The sequence below is a fragment of the Halomonas eurihalina genome (assembly GCF_008274785.1).
Lineage (GTDB): Bacteria > Pseudomonadota > Gammaproteobacteria > Pseudomonadales > Halomonadaceae > Halomonas > Halomonas eurihalina.
Genome location: NZ_VTPU01000019.1, coordinates 49,040 through 68,080, shown reverse-complemented (window position 1 = coordinate 68,080; position 19,041 = coordinate 49,040). Strand labels below are relative to the sequence as shown.

Genomic DNA, 19,041 nt, shown 5'->3' with positions numbered 1-19,041 from the left:
TACACCGAGTACCGAGTCAATCACGTGTTACCCAAGGCAGCCCCCGAAGGCTGGCTGGCAGAATGGTCACAGCCGCTACCCGAAGCCGAATGGGCCAAACCGTCTGAGGAGCTCACCGAACTGAGCCGTCAGGTGGAGGCCGCCTACGAGCGCGGCGAGACCTTCCTCGACCTGGGGCCGGTGGAGGAACGTTTCGGCCAGTCAGGCGCCGGCGAAGTGCCGAAGGCGGCCTATCGAAGCGTGCCTTTCGCCGCTCACTCGGGATAAACCTTGTCGTCGCAATCAGGGCATTGGCTGCCATTCATCGAGGCTCTGATGCCCCAATAAAAGTACGGTACATCAATGGCGCCAGGCGGGATCGGCAGCTTGAGGAGTACCAGGTTATGCCGATCACTATACGAATATTGCTAATGCAAGTAAGTGGATAGGAGCTGCTGGTTGGGTTGGGGTTGGTCTCAGTGGGATTTCTGCCTATGAAAAAACCCGTGAAGCCTGTGCTTCTGGGCGCGAGAATGAGTGCAACATTGCCCGAGTGAGAGAAGGGGCAAGCTTTGTAGGAGGAACCCTGGGGACGGTTTGGGAGGTACTGCTGCTGGCTCTATGGCGGGTGGAGTTTATTTAGCTCTAGGCGTCCCGACAGGTGGTATAGCGACGCTGGCATGTGGCATTGTTCTGGTAGGTGGTGGAGGTTTCATAGGTGAAAAAGTAGGTGGTGAAATATTAGGGTCTGGTGGTGAAGTTTTAGGTGAATATATATGGTAATGGAAGTGATTGATTTTGAACTGGTGGTGGCCGTCTTTGTTATAGGTTCGGGTTTGTTCGGGTTTTTAACGTTAGTTGTTTGGGGTGTTATCCTTTTGATATTTATGAATGAGATAGATGACTGTTTTGATAGCCCGGATTTTCCGAACAGAGGATATAAAGGGGTCTGGCCTTGGGGGATGGGGCGGGCAATGGCTTATGGAGTTTTTTATGTTTTTCCTAACTCGTGGTTTGTTCGAAAAAAATTCCCGAATGCTCGTGAAAGCATTAAGATTGATGAGATTCCTGGGAAGATAAAGTTTATGGCGGCTTTTCCTATGTATACATGTATTCCCTCTGCATTAATTATGTTTTCAGCAGGGGCGGTGCTTAAATTAAATGAATGGTCTTTTTGATTGGAAACGAGTCGTCTGTCCTGATTGGACGACTCGGGGATAGCTGATGCACGTGACCTGCCCCGCCCCGCCATGCATTTCGGTGAGTGCTCCTTGCCCATCCCCATCCTGATGGCCCAGTCGGTGCCGGGCTATGAGGACAGCTACACCGCCGAGCCCGAAGACGTCAACGCATACGCGCATGCGCCCACCAAGAACGTTCGTTTCGTTGAGCGCCCCGACGCTGCCTCGTCGGAAAGCTCGTCAGACCAGCAAAATACCCGGCGCTGAACGTCGAGAGCCTCGGATCGCTCGTGGTACCGAGGCCCTGGTCATGCCCCGGACCGCCTCAGGAGAAACCGCCGTTGGCGCGTAGCACCTGCCCATTGATCCAGCCGCCTTGCGGCCCGGCCAGGAAGGCGACGGCATCAGCAATTTCCTCCGGTTGCCCCAGGCGCTCGAGCGGGGCCATGGCAGCGATCGAGGCGACCTGTTCGTCGCTCTTGCCTTCGAAGAACAGCTCGGTGGCCACGGGGCCGGGTGCCACGCCGTTGACGGTGATGTTGCGCCCGCGCAGTTCATTGGCCAGTACCTTGATCAGCCCCTCGACACCGGCCTTGCTGGCGATGTAGGCACCGTAGGCGGGGAAGGATTTCGCCAGCACGCTCGATGACAGGGCGATGATGCGCCCACCCTCGCGCAGTGTCTCGGCGGCCTTGGCCATCACCAGCCAACTGCCGCGCAGGTTAGTGGCGAGCGTACGGTCGAGGACCTCGACATTGTCGGTGGTGATGTTCGCCATCTGCAGGGTGCCGGCATTGTTGACCACGACATCGAGGCGTCCGAACGCTTCCAGCGCTTGGTCGAAAAGCCGAATGACGGACGCCGAATCGCCGATATCGGCCTGTAGTGCCACTCCGCGGCCACCGTTCGTCTCGATCTCGGCCACGGTCTGGTTTGCCAGTTCCGCATTGCCGGCATAGTTCACCACGACGGCGAAACCATCCCCGGCGAGCTTGAGGGCGATGGCACGGCCGATGCCACGGGAAGCGCCGGTCACCAGTGCGACTTGCTGCGTTGTGTCGGTCATTGATCCGTTCCTCGTTGGGTTGACGGTGCCCAGTATTGGCATTCCATTCACGCGAATAAATCAGCTAATCTGCAAAGACTATTCAGCCAGGAAAAACAATTCGTATGGACCGGTTCGAGGCGATGACCCTTTTCGTGCGCATCGTGGAGAGCGGTAGCTTCACCAAGGCCGCCAACGGGCTCGATATTCCCCGAGCGACCGCCACCCTGGCCATTCAGCGGATGGAAAGCCGGTTGGGTGTACGCCTGCTGGAACGCACGACGCGGCAGGTACGCCCCACCCCCGAGGGAAAGGCGTTCCACGAGCGTTGCGTGCGTCTCCTGGCGGAGCTGGAGGATGCCGAGGCGACCTTGAAGCCGGCCGCCGATAATCCCGACGGTGTCTTGCGTGTCGAGATGCATGGCGCCCAGGCCCGGTTGATCGTGTTGCCGCGCATTCAGGAGTTCCATCGCCGCTATCCGCGGTTGGAGCTGATTCTGACCAGCGGGGACCGGTTCGTGGATCTGGTGGGAGAGGGAGTGGATTGTGCGCTGCGCTCCGGAGCCCCGGCGGATTCCAGCCTGGTCGCCCGCAAGCTGGCCGAAATGCCCCAGACGATCTGTGCCAGCCCGGCATACCTGGAGAACGCCGGGTATCCGCGTCACCCCGGCGAGCTTCACAAGCACCAGGTGGTCAATTTCTTCTCTGGCAACAATGCGACGGACAGCACCCTGGATGTGATCGTGGATGGCCGTTCCCGGGCTTTCGAGGTCGGTGGCTGGATCACGGTCAACGATGCCTCGACCTATGTGGAGAGTGGTCGCCAGGGATGCGGCATGATTCAACTGCCGCGCTTTCATGTCGCGCCCCTGATCGAGCGGGGAGAGCTCGTGGAGGTCCTTCCTGAGTGGTCTAAACCGTCGTTGCCGCTGCACGCGGTCTATCCTCAGCGACGGCAGCTATCGCCCCGTGTGCGGGTCTTCCTGGACTGGATCGCCTCGATCTACGCAGCACGTTCCGGTGCGTAGATAGGGTGCAGGGGAGCAATGCGCCTGCCTGATGTTATCGCTCAGGATTGCGGCGCGGCGCTCAGGGTGAGTTCGATGGCGTCGTGTCGCCAGTATTCGTCGTCGCAATCCACCATACGACCGTTCTGATCATGATTGATGCGGGTGATGCGTTGCACCGGGCTGCCCGGCGCGGCGTACAGGGCGGCGGCGGCTTGATGGCCCAGTACCGTGGACCCCAGCTCGAAGCTGACACGGCTGACCCGGATAGCGTATTCCCGCCGATAGAGCTCGGTCAGCGAGCAGGCGGCAAGGTCGAACGCAAGGATGTCGGGAAAGCAGTCGACCCTGAGGTGGTGTTCGACATAGAGCACTCGACGGCCGTCGATGCTTCTGGCTCTGACGATCCGGTAGACCGGCGTTCCTTCCGCCATGCCCAAGCGCCTGGCGACCGTCGTCGAGGCGGCCGTTTCACTGGCTTCCAGCAGCTCGGTGGTGGCGTGACGCCGTTGCGATTCGACCATCTCGTGGAAGGGCAGGCCGGCGAGCAGGTCGTAGCGCAGGCGTGGGGGAGAGAGGAACCAGCCGCGGCGGCTTTCCCGGTAGATGCGTCCCTCGGCTTCCAGTTGTGAAAGCGCCTCGCGCAGAGTGATTCGCGTCGTGTTCAGGTACTCCATCAGTTGCCGTTCGGAGGGCAAGCGCTCACCGGGGCGCAGGGCGTGCTGGGTCAGCAGTTCCCACAATGTCATCCGCAGGTCATGGGCTTGCTGACTGGCGGGCATGTCTGATGAGCGAAGCGGGTTTGTGGAAGCTGCTGGCATTGAAGGCATGGGATCTCGAGATGGTTTTTTGGTCTAGTTCAGTTTGCATGGTTCATGACGTGAAGCTTTTCATCACAGTCTAGCGGCCTTTCTGTTTCAGCAGGATGAAATGCTCTGTTGTCATGCGCAACGTGGCTGCCACGTATCTGACACCATGGCGTCATAAAGCGTCTCTAAAGTCCTCCTTGCCACTGCCTGAACTAGACCAGGCGAAGATCTGCCTCTCACGATTCTTGCAAGGAGCCACACCATGCTGCCGCGTCGATTGCCTCTTCCTCGTCTGGCTCTGGGCTGTGCCCTGGGTGCCACTCTCATGGCCGGTAGTGTCCAGGCCGAGCCGTCGGATCTGACGGCCCTCATCGAGGCCGCCCAGCAGGAAGGGCGTGTTGACAGTGTCGGGATGCCGGACTCCTGGGCCAACTGGAAGGATACCTGGCAGGACCTGAAGACCGAGTATGGCCTGGAGCACATGGATACCGACATGAGCTCGGCTCAGGAAGTCGCCAAGTTCAAGGCCGAGGGCGAGAATGCCACGGCCGATATCGGGGATGTGGGATTCGCGTTCGGTCCCATCGCGGTGGAGCAGGGCGTCACTCAGCCGTACAAGCCGAGCACCTGGGAAGAGATTCCCGACTGGGCCAAGGATGAGGATGGACACTGGATGCTCGGTTATACCGGAACCATCTCCTTCATGATCAACAAGGAACTGGTGCCGGAAGACCAGCGCCCCGGCTCCTTCGCTGATCTCCGCGAGGGCGACTACAGGGTCTCGACTGGCGCTGTGGGCCAGGCGTCCCAGGCCAATAACGCCTTGCTGGCGGCGGCCTACGCCAACGGTGGCAGCGAGGCGGATTTGTCCCCCGGTTATGAGATGTTCGCCGAACTGGCCCGTCAGGGGCGGCTTTCGCTGGCCGAGCCCAGCATTGCCAATCTCGAGAAGGGCGAGATCGAGGTCGGCTTGTTGTGGGACTTCAACGCCCTGAACTACCGTGACCAGATTGACCGCGATGCCTTCGAGGTGGTGATTCCTTCCGATGCGTCGGTGACTTCCGGCTATGCCACCATCATCAATCGGCATGCGGCGCATCCCAATGCGGCCAAGCTGGCCCGTGAGTTCATCCTCTCCGATCAAGGGCAGCTCAATCTGGCCGAGGGCTATGCACGCCCGATCCGCGCCGAGCACCTGGAAATGCCCGACGAGATCGCCGACAAGCTGCTGCCCAACGAGCAGTACGCCAATGCGCGGCCGATCCAGGACTTCGCAGCCTGGGAGCAGAGTGCTCGCGAGTTGCCCCGCCAGTGGCAGTCCCAGGTGCTGATCCATCAGCAGTAATCCGTCATGTCACCGTTGCCGCTACCCGAGCCGGGTAGCGGCCTGGAGTCAGCATGTCACACCGCGTGATACTCATTGTCCTCGACGGCCTCAATCATCTCGTCGGCCACCATGCCATGGGCTATCTCAATGCGCTCTGCGAGGCGGGTCGGGGCCGTTACTACACGCTGAACTGCGAATTGCCGGCCATGTCGCGGCCGCTTTACGAGTGCCTGTTGACCGGGGATCGCCCCGTCGATTCCGGTGTGGTCAACAACGATGTGGTGCGCCGTTCCCATGGCACCAGCCTGTTTGATCTGGCTACCCGGCAAGGCAAGCGCACGGCGGCCGCGGCCTATCATTGGGTGAGCGAGCTTTACCTCGAGGCGCCCTTCGATCGTACACGGCATCGCTTTCAGCATGCGCCGGATGCCGCCATCCAGGCCGGGCTCTTCTATTGGCAGGATCACTATCCGGACGACCATCTGTTCAGCGATGCCGAGGTGCTTCGCCAACTGAATGATCCGGATTTCCTGCTGGTGCACAGCATGAACATCGATGATACCGGGCACCGCCATGGTGGCGATTCGCCCCAGTATCGTAATGCGGCGCGTCGTGCCGATATCGCGCTGGCCGACTACCTGCCGCGCTGGCTGGAGGCAGGCTATCAGGTGATGGTGACCGCCGATCACGGCATGAATGCCGACCGCTCCCACTCGGGCACGCTGGAAGAAGAGCGTCGTGTGCCGCTATGGACGTTGGGCGAGGCGTTCTCCTGCCGTCCGGTTTCCCTCATTGAGCAGGGGCGCCTGTGCGGGACTCTGGCCACCTTGATGGGGCTGGATCATGGCAAGCCGTTGCAGAGCGAATTGCTTACTCAGGAGGAGGGTGGTTCATGAAAGGACTTCGTTCTGCCTCGCCGGCTTTGTTGTGGCTGCTGCCTTTCGTGGTGGTATTCACGGCCTTCCAGTTGGCCCCGCTGGCGTGGGTCGCGGTCAGCGCGTTCCGCGTGGACGAGGGCTGGGGCCTGGGGCATTTCCACGAGATAGCGGCGTCACCTTTCTTTCGCCAGGCCATCGGGCGTAGCCTGGAAATCTCGTTGGTTTCCAGCCTGCTCGGCCTGGCCATTGCCGCTCTGACCTGCCATAGCCTCGCTCATACACAAGGGCCCCTGCGTCGCTGGATGGTGGCCTTCACCAACATGACCAGCAATTTCGCCGGCGTACCACTGGCCTTTGCTTTCATCATCCTGATGGGGGCCAATGGCGTGCTGACCCTGGCCCTGCAGCGCCTGGGGATCATCGAGGATTTCAACCTCTACTCGAAGGCGGGGCTGATCATCATCTACACCTGGTTCCAGATTCCGCTGGGGGTGTTGCTGTTGTTTCCGGCGCTGGCGGGCTTGCGCACGGAGTGGCAGGAAGCGGCCAGCCTGCTGGGCGCGGGGCGCCTTGCCTACTGGCGGCATATCGGCCTGCCGGTGTTGTGGCCGGCCCTGCTGGGCACCCTGACCATTCTGATCGCCAATGCCATGGGGGCCTACGCGACGGTCTATGCCCTGGTCAACACCAGCTACAACCTGATGACTGTTCGTATCGCCAACCTGGTGTCGGGGGATCTCTTCCTGCAGCCCAATCTGGCCAGTGCGCTGGCGCTGATTCTCGTGCTGCTGCTGGCCATGGTCACCCTGATCCAGCAGTGGCTACTTCGCAGGAGCTACCATGTCGCAGAGCGCTGATACTGTCACGATGGCTTCGGTGCCGTCCGGTAGCGTGAGGCGCCGCTGGCGGCTCGACCCCCACAGACTGGTGGTGCTGGGAGTGTTCACCATCCTGGCCTTGCCGTTGGTGGTGACGCTGGGCTACGCCCTGGCGGGGCACTGGGGGGCCAGCCTGTTGCCGGATTCGCTGACCCTGAAGTGGTTCGTCGAGCTGTGGGCCACGCCACGCTTTCAGGCGGCCTTCGTGCGCTCGCTGCTGGTGGCCGTGGGTGCGTTGGCCCTGTCCCTGGTGCTGATTCTGCCGGTGGCCTTCCTGGCCCAGACCCGTTACCCACGGCTGGATAGCTGGATGAATGGCTTGATCCTGATGCCCTTTGCCGTGCCGCCGGTGGTTTCGTCGGTGGGGCTGCTGCAACTCTATGCCGGCGGGCCGCTACCCCTGGTGGGCACGCCATGGATCCTGATTCCGACCTACTTCACCATCGTGCTGCCGTTCATGTATCGCGCCATTGCCAACAGCCTGCGGGCCATCGATGTGGTCTCGCTGATGGATGCGGCCCGCTTGCTGGGAGCTGGCCCGTTGCAGGCCTTCTTCCTGGTGGTGTTGCCCAATATCCGGGTCGGCGTGCAAATCGCGATCTTCCTGTCGTTTTCCTTCCTGGTCGGCGAGTTCGTCTTCGCCAACCTGCTGGTGGGGACGCGCTTCGAGACCCTGCAGGTGTATCTCAACAATATGCGTGGCGCCAGCGGCCATTTCACCAGTGCCCTGGTGGTCACCCTGTTTGCTTTCACTCTCGTGTTGACCTGGCTGGGCAATCGTCAGTCGGGCCAGGACCTTGCCAAGGAGTCTGCCTCATGATGCCGTCAACAGCCATGAGCTCCCCGGTCTACAAGGAAGGGCCTGCATCCATGCCCTTTAACTCGCAGAGCAGCGGGGAGGCGACGTCGGCGCGTGACGTCGTGGATGCTGTCAGTCCTCCGCGCTCGGATTATCTGCAATTGGAGGGGTTGGCCAAGGCGTTCGGCGCCACTCGGGTCTTCCAGGATATCCAGGCGGATATCGCCCAGGGCGAGTTCATCACCTTGCTGGGGCCTTCCGGATGCGGCAAGTCGACCCTGCTGCGCAGCATCGCCGGGCTGACCGCGCTGGATCGGGGCAGCGTGCGAATCGCCGGGGAAGACATCAGCCATCTCCCGCCCCGCAAGCGGGGCATCGGCATGGTCTTCCAGCACTATGCCCTGTTTCCCAACATGCGGGTCGCCGATAACGTCGCCTTTGGGCTGCGCATGCAGCGGGTGGAGCGCGAGGCCCGCCGGCAGCGGGTCGAGGAGGTACTGAGACTGGTCGAGCTCGAGGCGCATGCCGACAAGTATCCTCACCAGCTTTCCGGCGGGCAGTGCCAGCGAGTGGCGTTGGCCAGGGCGCTGGTGGTGGAGCCGCAGATCCTGCTGATGGACGAGCCGTTGTCGGCGCTAGATGCTCGCATTCGCCGGCATCTACGCGACCAGATTCGCGATATCCAGAAGACGCTGGGACTGACGACGCTGTTCGTGACTCATGACCAGGAGGAAGCGATGATGCTATCGGATCGCATCTTCCTGATGCACCAGGGGCGGATCCTCCAGCAGGGCGATGCCGAGCAGTTGTACACCCGTCCCGTCGGTCGACATGCCGCAGGGTTCATGGGGCACTACAACCTGCTCGATGCCCGGCAGGCGAGGCCGCTGCTGGGGCACCATGGCGAGCAAGGCCAGGTGGCGCTGCGCCCCGAGGCGCTCTATCTCGTCGCGCACGGGCTCGATCCCGTCAAGTCGGCCGAATTGCCCCTCAATGCGGGGCCCGGCTGCCACGGCGTCATCCGTCGCCGACGGCTGTTGGGCAACGTCGTTCGCTACGAAGTGGCATGCGGCGAGTTGCTGCTCAACGTGGATGTGCTCAATCGCAGTGCACGTCATCTGCTGGACGACCAGGATCGCGTCGTCGTCCATGCGGATCTGGATGAGGTTCAGGAGCTGGGAGCATGAAGGCAATGGGACATACGTGACTACAAAGCACGGCCATCGACTGGGATTCTTTCCAGGTTCGACAGTTCCACGTCTTCCAGACAGCGCACATTGATAGCCGCTGTTTCGGCACCTGAACGGTCGGTACCAAACCCGAACGGCGCACAGCCGCACTTCGGGCAGAAATGGTGTTTGATGACGTGCTTGTTGAAGGTATACGTGGACAACTCGGACTCGGCGCTGGTCAGCGTGAAGTCAGCGAGTGGCACGAACCAGAGAAGATAACCCTTGCGGCTGCAGTGCGAGCAATTGCACTCCATGACCTTCTCCAGTTCACCTTCCGCCGCGAACGATACCTGACCACAATGGCAGCTTCCTTCGTACTTCATGATCGATACCTCCATTTTCGTCTCTGGAGTATTCCGTCGAGTTGCTTGATCAGTATGGCAGTATCCTGCCGCGATCGCGTTGGTGCAGGAGGGTGGTTCGTGCGAGGAGACGTCAGTGGAGGAAGGGCTGGGAGTATTGCTCTCTCTCTCGGTCTCGACCAGAAAGCGGGCAAAAGCGAAGGATGAGCTCGAGGCAGGAAGGTATGGCCCGCCGGGGGAGTTCCCCGGCGGGCGTGAGCCGTCAGTCGGCGCTTGCGTTCTTCAGTGAGGCCATGTCGATGACGAAGCGGTAGCGGACGTCACCCTTTTCCATGCGCTCATAGGCAGTGTTGATGTCCTGGATGTCGATGGTCTCGATATCGCAGGTGATGTCGTGCTCGGCGCAGAAGTCGAGCAGCTCCTGGGTCTCGGGAATGCCGCCGATCAGCGAGCCGGCCAGCACGCGACGCTTGAAGACCAGGTTGAAGCCTTCGATGGCCGGTTCGATGGGATCGAGCAGGCCGACCAGGATGTGGGTGCCGTCGTACTTCAGGGAGGCCAGATAGGGATTGAGGTCATGCTGGACCGGTACGGTGTCGAGCATGAAATCATAGGTCTCGGCGACCGCGTCCATCTGCGCCTGATCGGTGGAGACCACCACGTGGTCGGCGCCGTGACGGCGGGCTTCCTCGACCTTGGCGTCGGAGCGGGTGAAGACGGTGACTTCGGCACCCAGCGCCTTGGCCAGCTTGACGCCCATGTGGCCGAGGCCGCCCATGCCGATCACGCCGATCTTGTGGCCGGCCTTGACGCCATAGTGCTTGAGCGGCGAATAGGTGGTGATGCCGGCGCAGAGGATCGGGGCGGCGGCGGCCGGGTCGAGCCCTTCGGGCATGCGCAGCACGAAGTGCTCGCTGACCACGACGCTGTCTGAATAGCCGCCCTGGGTCATGGTGCCGTCCTGGCGGTCGTCGCTGCCGTAGGTCATGGTGAAGCCTTCGAGGCAGAACTGCTCGACGCCATCCTGGCAGGGCTGGCAATGGCGGCAGGAGTCGACCATGCAGCCGACGCCGACCATGTCGCCGACCTGGAAGCGGCTGACCTCGTCGCCCACGGCGGTAACGCGGCCGACGATCTCGTGGCCGGGCACGATGGGGAAGCGTGTCATGCCCCAGTCGTTGCGGGCGAAGTGCAGGTCACTGTGGCAGACGCCGCAGTAGAGAATCTCGATGGCGACGTCGTCCGGTCGCGGCTGACGGCGTTCGAAGGTGAAAGGGGCCAGAGGTTGGTCGGCCGCGTGGGCCGCATAGGCACGAGTCTGACTCATGAATGGCTCTCCTGTCGGTCAGTGATCCCCGCGCGGTGCGAGGTTGGGAGCATTATGGAAGCGGCAAGGGAGCTTGGGGACCGACGTTTCTCCGGATTTTTTGTCCGTTTCTCCGAAAGGTGGTGTCGTGCCATGTCATGGCGACGCTGTTGCCGCCATCATATCGTCCTGAAATGATGAGCCATCATCAGGGTGTGGCGCGGTCTCGTCAGGAAAGCGTGTTTCTCTCGCATTTTTGCTATTTTCTACGAGTCGCATCGCGCTTCGATGAATGGGCGCCCGGGGGAATGCCCGACGGCCCCGGCATGGAGGAAGGACGTCAGAATGCATGTCACGCAAGCCTGCACCAGTTCACTCGTCGACCTGTTGGCACCGCTGGTCGAGGGGGACGGCTATACCCCGACCCGGCTGCCGGCGGTGTCGTTGATGGCCATGCACCGGCCGTGTGATCGCGCACCGATGATCTACGAGCCGAGCCTGATCATCGTGGCCCAGGGATACAAGATCGGCTATCTGGGAGATCGGGAGATTCACTATGGTCCCGGTCAATACCTGGTACAGACGCTGCCGTTGCCGTTCGAGTGCGAGACCCACGCTTCCCCGGAGGCTCCCTTGCTGGGCGTGGCGGTACATCTCGAGCCGGCGCTGCTCGGCGAGCTGGTGACAGCGAGCGGTGAAGGTATCGGCGACCGTGATGGAGGCGGCAAGAATGAAGCGTCGCCGGTGCCCATGGCGTCGGTATCGATGACCGATGGCATGCAGGGGGCGGTGGAGCGCTTGTTGCGGAGTCTGCACGACCCCGCCGAGACGGCCGCCATGGGAGAGGCGCGCGTGCGCGACGTGGTGTTCGAGGCCCTGCGAGGCCAGCAGGGGCCGGCACTGCGTGCCCTGGTGCTGCATCAGGGACACTACTCGCGCATCGTCCAGGTACTGTCGCGGTTGCATGCCCACTATGCGGAAGAAGTGTCGGTGGAGGAGTTGGCCCGTCAGGCGAACATGAGCCCGTCGACTTTCCATCAGCATTTCAAGGAAATCGTGCAGGCCTCGCCGCTGCAGTACTTGAAGCGATTACGACTGCTCAAGGCGCAACAACTGCTGGCCCAGAAGAGCTGCAACGTGAACCAGGCGGCCCTGGCGGTGGGCTATCGCAGCGTCTCGCAGTTCAGTCGTGACTATAAGCGTTACTTCGGTACGGCGCCGCTGCAGCATCGCAAGGAAGAGCACTCGTTGCAGGTGTCGTGAGGCTCATGAAGGAGGGCGGGGGGGCCGGATAGCCGCCGGGCGGCGACTATCCGGGTGAGGCTAGCGGGGCGTCAGGCGGCTTCGAGCGCGCGCGAGGGGCCGAAGTGCTCGAAATGACGGTGCTCTGCGGGAACCCCCAGGGCTTGCAGGATTTGGTCGACGGCGACCATGAAGCCCTGCGGACCGACGTAATAGCAGTGCGGTGCGCCGGTGGGTAGGTAGCGGGCGATCAGCTCACGGTCCACACGCCCGATATGGTCGACATGGCTGGCATCGTCCGCCTGCTCGTAGACGGTGACGACCCGCAGGTGGTCGGGATAGTCGCGAGCCAGGGCCTTCACGTCGTCGCCGAATGCATGGTGGTCCTCGTCCAGTGCCGCATGCAGATAGACGACCTGCCGCCCCTGTTCCAGGGCCTGGCGCAGCAGCGACAGCATGGGTGTCTGGCCGACCCCGCCGCTGAGCAGCATGACCGGGTCGTGTCCTTCTTCCGGCAGGGTCAGATCGCCGGCGGGTGGCAGCAGCTCGATGCGGTCGCCGATATTCAGCACGTCATGGAAATGGCGGCTGACGACGCCGTCGGCTTCGCGCTTGATGGAGATCCGGTAGCTGCGGCCATTGGGTGAGTCCGACAGGCTGTAGTGCCGGTATACCAGTTTACCGTCGATCGTCAGGCGAATGCCGATGAATTGACCGGGGCTGAAGTCGGCAACGGGCTGGCCATCTTCGGGCTCCAGAACGAAGGAGCGGATGACGGCGCTTTCCTGACGGATATCGGCGATTCGGAAGGCTCTGACACCGCGCCAGCCGCCGGGGGCCTCGGCGAATTCGCGATAGCGCTGGCCTTCGAGATCGATCAGCAGGTCGGCCAACTCCTGATACAGTGCGCCCCAGGCATCGGCGACCTCTTCGGTGACGGCTTCGCCAAGGACCTCACCGATGGCGGCCATCAGACATTCACCGACGATCGGATACTGCTCGGGCTGGATATCCAGTGATACGTGCTTGTTGACCACGGTTTCCAGGGCATGGCGAGCCTGGGCCGGGCTCTTGCGTAGTTGGACATACGCCAGCACTGAGTTGGCCAGGGCGCGAGGCTGGCCGCCAGTGGCCTGGTGGGTCTGGTTGAAGAGCGGTGCGACTTCGGGATAGCGCTCGAACATCAAGGGATAGAAATGCTGGGTGATGGTGGTGAGATGTTCGGCAACGACGGGAGCAGTCGCTTCGATGATGCGTTCCTGGGTGCTTGTCAGCATGGCCGTAAGCCTCTCTCCGGAATATGGTGAATGACACCATGAATGAGCAAGGCGCGTTCCATGTTATTGTCATTGCGACACTTCGCCGCATGATGTTTACAACTATCTGTTATTAATAGTGTTTTTTGGAAAGATGTTAGAAAGAAACATCGAGGGAGATCATGGTTTCGCCCTGCGCTGTTTCAATGACAATAGTCGATATGACACTATGAGTGTCGTTATGACATCCATTTTGTCGGTGGCCCAGGTCAGGTAACGAATGACGGAATTTCTCAAGGCGCTGCGAGCTCTCCTGGCTCGGCTGTCGGAGGGTGAGGCCTCCGATACGCACTGGGCCAACCTGCTGCGGGCCCTGGTGGGGGATTTTCCCGCCGATGCCAGCACCTTGATGGTGATGGACGGGGACGCCTTGCGTCCGGTGGCGTTGCTGGGCCTCGATGACGAGGTCCGCGGACGGCACTTCGCCTTGCAGGACCATCCCCGGCTCGCGGCGATCGCCAGCCATCCCGGCGTGTGCCGGTTTCCTCATGACAGCCCGTTGCCGGATCCCTTCGATGGCTTGATCGACGAGGACCTCAGCGAGGTTCACGATTGTCTTGGCGTCGCGCTGCGCGACGATGACCGCCTGATCGGACTATTGACGCTGGACGCGCTCGAGCCCGGGCGTCTGGACGGCCTCGATGACGAACAACTGTTGAGCATTGCGCGGCTGCTGGGGACGTGCCTGTGCCTGGCCGAGCGCTTGCGGACCACGCGTACCCGTCTCAACGAGGCCCTGGCCCAGGATCGACCCACCGAGGTCAACTGGCGCTGGAACAGTCGCGCCATGCGTCAGCTCGACGATGCCATCGACCTGGTGGCGCCCACTGACATGAGCGTGCTTCTGCACGGGGAAACGGGGGTTGGCAAGGAATTGGCGGTGCGCGCCCTGCATCGGCGTTCGCGTCGGCATCAAGGGCCATTGGTGCAGGTCAATTGCGCCGCGTTGCCGGAGAGCCTGATCGAGAGCGAACTGTTCGGCCACCGGCGTGGTGCCTTCTCCGGGGCGACCGAGGATCGACGCGGGCATTTCGAGATGGCGGATGGCGGCACCCTGATGCTCGACGAGATCGGTGAGCTGCCCCTGGCGCTTCAGCCCAAGCTGCTGCGCGTCCTGCAGGAAGGGGATATTCAGCCGCTGGGTTGCGAGACACCGCGCAAGGTCGATGTGAGGGTCATCGCGGTCACCAACCGCGATCTCAATGCCGAGGCTGACGCCGGCCGATTCCGCGCGGATCTCTATCATCGGCTGAGTGCTTTCCCTCTGTATGTGCCGCCCTTGCGCGAACGACCCGAGGATATCCCGCTGCTGGTCGGTCATTTCCTCGAGATCAACAGGGTTCGCCTGGGACTCAACAATCTGCGGCTGGAGTCGGACGCCGAAGCGGCGCTGCTGGCCTGGCATTGGCCGGGCAATGTTCGTGAGCTCGAACACACCCTGGCCAGGGCGGCATTGCGTGCCTTGGGGGAGCGAGATTCGATGACGACCAGTGAGCGCCGTCAGTCAGTGGCCCTGATCACTCGCGAACATCTCGACCTGCCCAATGAGGCTGGAAGGGCGCTGGCCGTGGAGCTTGGGGAGGCGGCGGCCGATGCCGAGTGCCCCGGTGAACCGTCATTGCCGCTGAAAGAGGCGACCGAGGCGTTCCAGCGGCGCCACATCCAGGCCAGCTTGAGCGAGCACGATGGCAACTGGGCGGCAACGGCCCGGTCGCTGGGCATGGATCCGGGCAATCTGCACCGGCTGGCCCGGCGCCTGGGGCTGAAGGCATGACGTTGTCAGGAGCGCGACGCTGTCTCCGGAAACGCCTGATCGGAACGTCCGAGCGGACGAAAGGTGTCGTCGAAGACGGCATCCAGGTCGAAGGTGGAGTGCTGGCCGATGGCCTCGAGATTCTCGTCCAGCCATTGGTCGGCCCAGTGCCGGCCCAACTCGTGAAGCTGCGAGATAAAGTGCCATTCGGCGTTCATCTTGCTCGACGCACCGAGCGATTCGATATCCTGCGCGGTATGGATCAGGTGCAGACGCATGGCGCGATAGTTTTCGAGCTCGAGGCCTTCGGCCTCGATGAGGCGGTGCAATAGCTGGATGCTGCGCAGCTCCTTTATCAGGCTGGAGTTGAAGGTGATCTCGTTGATGCGGTTAATGACGTCCCGGGCGCAGTCGGGCAGCTGCTGGCGCACGAGCGGGTTGACCTGCACCACCACCAGGTCGCGGCAGTCCTGGTCGTCGACCAGGGGATAGAGCGCCGGGTTGCCGCTGAATCCGCCGTCCCAATAGGCCTCGCCGTCGATCTCCACGGCGGGAAATAGCGTGGGCAGGCAGGCCGAGGCCATCAGGGTATCGACCGAAAGACCGGGCTGGCGGAAGATCGTGGCGCGCCCGGTGCGCACGTTGGTGGCGGTGACGAAGATCTTGACGCGACGACAGGCATTGACCCGCTCGAAGTCGATCTGGCGTTCGACGAGCTCGCGCAGCGGGTTGAGGCCCATGGGATTGAGGTGCGAGGGCGAAACCAGCCGGGTCAGGCTTTCGAAGAGCAGGTAGCTCGGCGAGTGGTCCAGGCTGTCGTGGCCCATCAGCCTGTCCATAAAGCCCCGCTGGAAGGGGGAGAAGCGCGCCGCGGCACTCACCGCTTCCCAAAAGGTGCGCAGGGCGTTGCGGGCGCCGTCCCGACCGTTGCGGTGGAGGCCGTCGGCCAGTACCACGGCATTCATGGCGCCCGCACTGGTGCCGCTGATGCCGTTGATCTCCAGGCGTTCGTCTTCCAGCAAGCGGTCCAGCACGCCCCAGGTCAGGGCGCCGTGAGAACCGCCTCCCTGCAGGGCCAGGTTGATGCGTTTGCGTTCCTGCGGCATGTCCCCTCCGGTCGAACGCTGCATGTTGCAGTGCAGTGTAGACGCTTCCGACCGGTTTCTGCACGAGATGCTTCTTGCTACCGCGTTGTCGAGTCCAGCAACAGTTCGCCCTCGATGGGGATGAAGCGCGAGGCCGAGCGGATCAAGGCATCGGCGGTGAGGGCTGGCACGCCGTAGACCTCTACCTCGACACCGTGATGGCGTCGCAGTTTGTCGGCCAGCAGGGCGAAGTCGCCATCTCCGGAAGCCAGCACGACCACATCGACTTCGGCGGCATGCTCGACGGCATCCAGAGTGATACCGACGTCCCAGTCGCCCTTGGCCGAGCCATCGGCCCGCTGGATGAAGGGCTTGAGGCGCACCTCGAAGCCGATGGCACGCAGGATGTTCTGGAACTGGCGCTGCTTTTCATCACCGCGGTCGATGGCGTAGGCGAAGGCGTGGGTCACCTGGCGGTTCCGGGTGGCGCTGGCCCACAGGGCGTTGTAGTCGACGTTGCGACGGTAGGTGTGGCGGGCGGTGTAGTACAGGTTCTGGATGTCGGCCAGCAGGAGTACCTTCTTCATACGTTATGCACCTGACTCGCCGGTTGATTCCTGGCCGGCGCTGAGAATGTGGTGGAGGCCGGAGCACTCGACCAGGGGATCCTCGCAGTTGATGATGATATCGGAACGCGCCAGGACGTGGGCCTTGCCGGTGATGGTGTTGTCCACGACCTGGTGGGTGCCTTCCTGGTGGGTGCCGGTGAACTCGCCGATGAAGCCGGTTTCGCGCAGGGAGACCGTCTCGAGCTTGTCGCCCGGCTGGATGCGACCTTCATGGTTCATGAGCGCCAGGCGGGCCGAGGTGCCGGTGCCGGTGGTACTGCGGCAGATCACGCCAGGATGGACGTAAGTCGCCGAGCGCGAGCGGTAGAAGTCGTCGGCGACCTGTTCCACCGGCCCCATGAAGTGCAGGAAGGGCAGAGGGCCGACGTCGCCCAGGGTGTAATGAGAGAAGCCGCGCTCGGCCTGGATCGCCTCGACGATCTTGTGGGCGCATTCGGCGAGGCGGCGTTCTTCTTCCGCGACCAGCATGAAGCCCAGCTCGGTGGCATCGACCAGGGCGTAGAAGCCGCCACTGTAGGCCACGCTGTAGGTTACGTCGCCGATCGAGGGCACGTGGATGCTGGCCTTGTAGGTGTCGATGTAACTGGGCAGGCCCTCGCAGGTGATGGCCTCGACCACACCGTTCTCGACCAGTGCCTCGATCTGGACCAGTCCGGCGGGGGCTTCCAGCATGAAGCGTTGTCGTCCTTCCTGCTTGGGGACCAGGCCGGCTTCGAGCACCGCCGTGGCGGTGCAGATGGTGTTGGAGCCGGAGTAGATGGGATAACCCATCACCTCCATGATGATGTAGCCGGCTTCGGCCCGGGCGTCGCTGGCCGGCACGATCAGATCCACCGACATCTCGGGGATGCCGTAGGGCTCCTCGAGAAGCAGCTTGCGCAGCCCGTCGGCGTCGTCGCGCAGGTATTCCATCTGCGCTCGCACGGTGTCGCCCGGCAGGGGCGTGATGCCGCCGAGCACGATGCGGCTGACGTCACCGCCGGCATGGGTGTCCATCAGGCGGATGCTGAGTTCCTGGGGCCTGGGTGTCTGGCTCATTGGTGTCCCTCGAGGGCATGGGGGGCGCCGTGCTGCGCCCATTCGCTGTCCGGCACGATGACGATCTTGCCCAGATAGTTGCTGCCGCGATTGACGAAGTAGCGCTCGGCCTCGTGCAGTTCGGAGAGCTTGAAGGCGGCATGCAGTACGGGCTTGAGCTGGCCGTCGCGAATCCAGGCGACCAGTTGTTCGGCTTCCTCGCGGGTGCCGTGGGAAACGCCGAAGATCTGCACCTGGTAGAGATAGATGCGCGTCCACATGATCTCGCTGACGTTGCCGCCGCTGGCACCGGCGATGGAGAGCCGAGGGTAGCTGGCGCGGGCGTTCATGTCGAAGATCATGGTGTCGATGAAGCGGTCGGTCATCTCGCCGCCGACCAGGTCCATGACGGCGTCGATGGGGGCGCCGCCGGTCACGGCCTTGACCTGCTCGGTGAAGTCGCTCATGTCGGAGCGGTCGAGTACCGCCTCGGCACCTAGGTTCAGCAGGGCCTCGGCCTTGTCGCGCTGACTCAGGGCATAGGGCACGGCGCCGACGATCCGGCACAGCTGGATCAGGGCGGTACCCACGCCACCGCTGGCGCCGGTGACCAGAACGCGTTCTCCGGCCTTGATGCCTGCCGAGGTCATCATGTGATAGGCCGTCTGGTACGAGCACATGCCCATGGCGGCCAGTTCGGCGTCGCTCAGCGCGGGATTGGGGACATGATGGAACTGGTCGGACGGCACGGCGATGTACTCGGCGTAGCCGCCATCGGCGCCATGGCCGTAGTAGTCCGGCGTCAGGTTGATGTCGCGCCGCTCGTCGGCATAGAGGTTGAAGTCCAGCAGGCCACGCTCGCCAAGGCGCGAGGCGTCGACGCCGTCGCCCACGGCCACCACCTGGCCGACCACATCGGCGCCCTGGATGCGCGGAAAGGTCAGGGTCGGTGAGCCGCCCATGGCGAAGGAAGCCACCTCGCCCTTGTCCTTGGTGGGGTAGAGCCCCTCGCGTGCCTTGCGGTCGGTGTTGTTCTTGGCTGTGGCGGTCACCTTGACCAGTACCTCACCGGTGGCGGGCCGCGGTGTGGCCACATCCTGGTGATAGACCAGCTTGTCGACGTCGCCATGGCCGGTCAGCAGCATGGCCGACATGGTGGTGGGAACCGTCTCCGGCAGAGGGGTAAAGCCCATCGGCGTGCTCCTTGCATTGGATTAAAACGCCGACAATAGCAAAGAACCGCGGATTGGCCAGTG

19 protein-coding genes and 1 pseudogene are annotated in these 19,041 nt (G+C 62.6%); 11 read left to right on the top strand and 9 right to left on the bottom strand.

Annotated elements, in window-relative coordinates; all coding sequences use genetic code 11:
• From FZZ93_RS16015 to FZZ93_RS18355, 3 genes and pseudogenes are all read left to right on the top strand, one after another.
• Window positions 1-267: pseudogene (locus tag FZZ93_RS16015) on the top strand (hypothetical protein); the annotation flags it as partial.
• 488 nt (window positions 268-755) lie between these two features.
• Window positions 756-1,157, top strand: coding sequence for a hypothetical protein (locus FZZ93_RS16010; protein ID WP_149323300.1), 402 nt, complete (start codon window positions 756-758; stop codon window positions 1,155-1,157).
• A 93-nt stretch (window positions 1,158-1,250) separates the two neighbouring features.
• The gene (locus tag FZZ93_RS18355) at window positions 1,251-1,427 is read left to right on the top strand and encodes a hypothetical protein (RefSeq protein WP_187774555.1); all 177 of its coding nucleotides are present in this window, start codon (window positions 1,251-1,253) and stop codon (window positions 1,425-1,427) included.
• 58 nt (window positions 1,428-1,485) lie between these two features.
• Here FZZ93_RS18355 and FZZ93_RS16005 read toward each other — a convergent pair whose 3' ends face one another.
• Window positions 1,486-2,226, bottom strand: coding sequence for an SDR family oxidoreductase (locus FZZ93_RS16005; RefSeq protein ID WP_149323299.1), 741 nt, complete (start codon window positions 2,224-2,226; stop codon window positions 1,486-1,488).
• A gap of 104 nt (window positions 2,227-2,330) precedes the next feature.
• Here FZZ93_RS16005 and FZZ93_RS16000 point away from each other — a divergent pair, with 104 nt between their 5' ends.
• Complete coding sequence (locus FZZ93_RS16000) at window positions 2,331-3,233, top strand: LysR family transcriptional regulator (protein WP_149323298.1); 903 nt, start codon at window positions 2,331-2,333, stop codon at window positions 3,231-3,233.
• A 41-nt stretch (window positions 3,234-3,274) separates the two neighbouring features.
• Here the strand turns inward: FZZ93_RS16000 and FZZ93_RS15995 are convergent, their stop codons facing one another.
• Window positions 3,275-3,961, bottom strand: coding sequence for a UTRA domain-containing protein (locus tag FZZ93_RS15995; protein WP_246146243.1), 687 nt, complete (start codon window positions 3,959-3,961; stop codon window positions 3,275-3,277).
• A gap of 322 nt (window positions 3,962-4,283) precedes the next feature.
• Between FZZ93_RS15995 and FZZ93_RS15990 the strand changes: the two genes are divergently transcribed.
• Genes FZZ93_RS15990 through FZZ93_RS15970 form a run of 5 tightly spaced genes read left to right on the top strand, consistent with a single transcriptional unit; the run spans window position 4,284 to window position 9,090 of the window.
• A complete protein-coding gene (locus tag FZZ93_RS15990; protein ID WP_149323296.1) occupies window positions 4,284-5,366 on the top strand; it encodes an ABC transporter substrate-binding protein in 1,083 nt (360 codons plus the stop codon).
• Between the two features lie 53 nt (window positions 5,367-5,419).
• The gene (locus FZZ93_RS15985) at window positions 5,420-6,244 is read left to right on the top strand and encodes an alkaline phosphatase family protein (protein WP_149323295.1); all 825 of its coding nucleotides are present in this window, start codon (window positions 5,420-5,422) and stop codon (window positions 6,242-6,244) included.
• On the top strand, window positions 6,241-7,083 hold the full coding sequence (locus FZZ93_RS15980) for an ABC transporter permease (RefSeq protein ID WP_149323294.1): 843 nt from the start codon (window positions 6,241-6,243) through the stop codon (window positions 7,081-7,083). The genes FZZ93_RS15985 and FZZ93_RS15980 overlap by 4 nt, the downstream gene beginning before the upstream one ends.
• A complete protein-coding gene (locus FZZ93_RS15975; RefSeq protein WP_223111798.1) occupies window positions 7,067-7,924 on the top strand; it encodes an ABC transporter permease in 858 nt (285 codons plus the stop codon). The genes FZZ93_RS15980 and FZZ93_RS15975 overlap by 17 nt, the downstream gene beginning before the upstream one ends.
• A complete protein-coding gene (locus tag FZZ93_RS15970; protein WP_223111797.1) occupies window positions 7,921-9,090 on the top strand; it encodes an ABC transporter ATP-binding protein in 1,170 nt (389 codons plus the stop codon). Before FZZ93_RS15975 ends, FZZ93_RS15970 begins: the two co-directional genes overlap by 4 nt.
• 20 nt (window positions 9,091-9,110) lie before the next feature.
• Here FZZ93_RS15970 and FZZ93_RS15965 read toward each other — a convergent pair whose 3' ends face one another.
• Together FZZ93_RS15965 and FZZ93_RS15960 are read right to left on the bottom strand one after the other, a co-directional pair.
• A complete protein-coding gene (locus tag FZZ93_RS15965; protein ID WP_149323293.1) occupies window positions 9,111-9,458 on the bottom strand; it encodes a GFA family protein in 348 nt (115 codons plus the stop codon).
• Between the two features lie 241 nt (window positions 9,459-9,699).
• A complete protein-coding gene (locus FZZ93_RS15960; protein ID WP_149323292.1) occupies window positions 9,700-10,764 on the bottom strand; it encodes an NAD(P)-dependent alcohol dehydrogenase in 1,065 nt (354 codons plus the stop codon).
• Window positions 10,765-11,088: 324 nt separating this feature from the next.
• Here FZZ93_RS15960 and FZZ93_RS15955 point away from each other — a divergent pair, with 324 nt between their 5' ends.
• Window positions 11,089-12,006, top strand: coding sequence for an AraC family transcriptional regulator (locus tag FZZ93_RS15955; protein WP_149323291.1), 918 nt, complete (start codon window positions 11,089-11,091; stop codon window positions 12,004-12,006).
• 71 nt (window positions 12,007-12,077) lie between these two features.
• Here the strand turns inward: FZZ93_RS15955 and hmpA are convergent, their stop codons facing one another.
• Entirely contained in the window at window positions 12,078-13,262 is a 1,185-nt protein-coding gene (gene hmpA, locus FZZ93_RS15950) for an NO-inducible flavohemoprotein (protein ID WP_149323290.1), read from the bottom strand.
• A 259-nt stretch (window positions 13,263-13,521) separates the two neighbouring features.
• On the opposite strand from hmpA, the gene norR reads away from it, so the two are divergent.
• Window positions 13,522-15,075, top strand: coding sequence for a nitric oxide reductase transcriptional regulator NorR (gene norR, locus FZZ93_RS15945; protein WP_149323289.1), 1,554 nt, complete (start codon window positions 13,522-13,524; stop codon window positions 15,073-15,075).
• Window positions 15,076-15,080: 5 nt separating this feature from the next.
• Here norR and FZZ93_RS15940 read toward each other — a convergent pair whose 3' ends face one another.
• The 4 genes from FZZ93_RS15940 to FZZ93_RS15925 form a co-directional block, all read right to left on the bottom strand.
• On the bottom strand, window positions 15,081-16,160 hold the full coding sequence (locus tag FZZ93_RS15940; RefSeq protein ID WP_149323288.1) for a patatin-like phospholipase family protein: 1,080 nt from the start codon (window positions 16,158-16,160) through the stop codon (window positions 15,081-15,083).
• A gap of 77 nt (window positions 16,161-16,237) precedes the next feature.
• Window positions 16,238-16,726 (bottom strand): LabA-like NYN domain-containing protein, encoded by a 489-nt coding sequence (locus tag FZZ93_RS15935; protein WP_149323287.1) that lies wholly within the window; start codon window positions 16,724-16,726, stop codon window positions 16,238-16,240.
• Between the two features lie 3 nt (window positions 16,727-16,729).
• Complete coding sequence (locus FZZ93_RS15930; protein ID WP_149323286.1) at window positions 16,730-17,806, bottom strand: proline racemase family protein; 1,077 nt, start codon at window positions 17,804-17,806, stop codon at window positions 16,730-16,732.
• On the bottom strand, window positions 17,803-18,978 hold the full coding sequence (locus tag FZZ93_RS15925) for a zinc-binding dehydrogenase (protein ID WP_149323285.1): 1,176 nt from the start codon (window positions 18,976-18,978) through the stop codon (window positions 17,803-17,805). Before FZZ93_RS15925 ends, FZZ93_RS15930 begins: the two co-directional genes overlap by 4 nt.
• Window positions 18,979-19,041 lie beyond the last annotated feature (63 nt).

What these genes read in the sequence shown, in the direction of transcription:
- FZZ93_RS15935 (WP_149323287.1), bottom strand. Translation starts at nt 16,726, where the DNA reads ATGAAGAAGGTACTCCTGCTGGCCGACATCCAGAACCTGTACTACACC.
- FZZ93_RS15955 (WP_149323291.1), top strand. Translation starts at nt 11,089, where the DNA reads ATGCATGTCACGCAAGCCTGCACCAGTTCACTCGTCGACCTGTTGGCA.
- FZZ93_RS15960 (WP_149323292.1), bottom strand. Translation starts at nt 10,764, where the DNA reads ATGAGTCAGACTCGTGCCTATGCGGCCCACGCGGCCGACCAACCTCTG.
- FZZ93_RS15930 (WP_149323286.1), bottom strand. Translation starts at nt 17,806, where the DNA reads ATGAGCCAGACACCCAGGCCCCAGGAACTCAGCATCCGCCTGATGGAC.
- hmpA (WP_149323290.1), bottom strand. Translation starts at nt 13,262, where the DNA reads ATGCTGACAAGCACCCAGGAACGCATCATCGAAGCGACTGCTCCCGTC.
- FZZ93_RS15940 (WP_149323288.1), bottom strand. Translation starts at nt 16,160, where the DNA reads ATGCCGCAGGAACGCAAACGCATCAACCTGGCCCTGCAGGGAGGCGGT.
- FZZ93_RS15965 (WP_149323293.1), bottom strand. Translation starts at nt 9,458, where the DNA reads ATGAAGTACGAAGGAAGCTGCCATTGTGGTCAGGTATCGTTCGCGGCG.
- norR (WP_149323289.1), top strand. Translation starts at nt 13,522, where the DNA reads ATGACGGAATTTCTCAAGGCGCTGCGAGCTCTCCTGGCTCGGCTGTCG.
- FZZ93_RS15975 (WP_223111798.1), top strand. Translation starts at nt 7,067, where the DNA reads ATGTCGCAGAGCGCTGATACTGTCACGATGGCTTCGGTGCCGTCCGGT.
- FZZ93_RS15980 (WP_149323294.1), top strand. Translation starts at nt 6,241, where the DNA reads ATGAAAGGACTTCGTTCTGCCTCGCCGGCTTTGTTGTGGCTGCTGCCT.
- FZZ93_RS15970 (WP_223111797.1), top strand. Translation starts at nt 7,921, where the DNA reads ATGATGCCGTCAACAGCCATGAGCTCCCCGGTCTACAAGGAAGGGCCT.
- FZZ93_RS16000 (WP_149323298.1), top strand. Translation starts at nt 2,331, where the DNA reads ATGGACCGGTTCGAGGCGATGACCCTTTTCGTGCGCATCGTGGAGAGC.
- FZZ93_RS16010 (WP_149323300.1), top strand. Translation starts at nt 756, where the DNA reads ATGGTAATGGAAGTGATTGATTTTGAACTGGTGGTGGCCGTCTTTGTT.
- FZZ93_RS16005 (WP_149323299.1), bottom strand. Translation starts at nt 2,226, where the DNA reads ATGACCGACACAACGCAGCAAGTCGCACTGGTGACCGGCGCTTCCCGT.
- FZZ93_RS15990 (WP_149323296.1), top strand. Translation starts at nt 4,284, where the DNA reads ATGCTGCCGCGTCGATTGCCTCTTCCTCGTCTGGCTCTGGGCTGTGCC.
- FZZ93_RS15925 (WP_149323285.1), bottom strand. Translation starts at nt 18,978, where the DNA reads ATGGGCTTTACCCCTCTGCCGGAGACGGTTCCCACCACCATGTCGGCC.
- FZZ93_RS15995 (WP_246146243.1), bottom strand. Translation starts at nt 3,961, where the DNA reads ATGACATTGTGGGAACTGCTGACCCAGCACGCCCTGCGCCCCGGTGAG.
- FZZ93_RS15985 (WP_149323295.1), top strand. Translation starts at nt 5,420, where the DNA reads ATGTCACACCGCGTGATACTCATTGTCCTCGACGGCCTCAATCATCTC.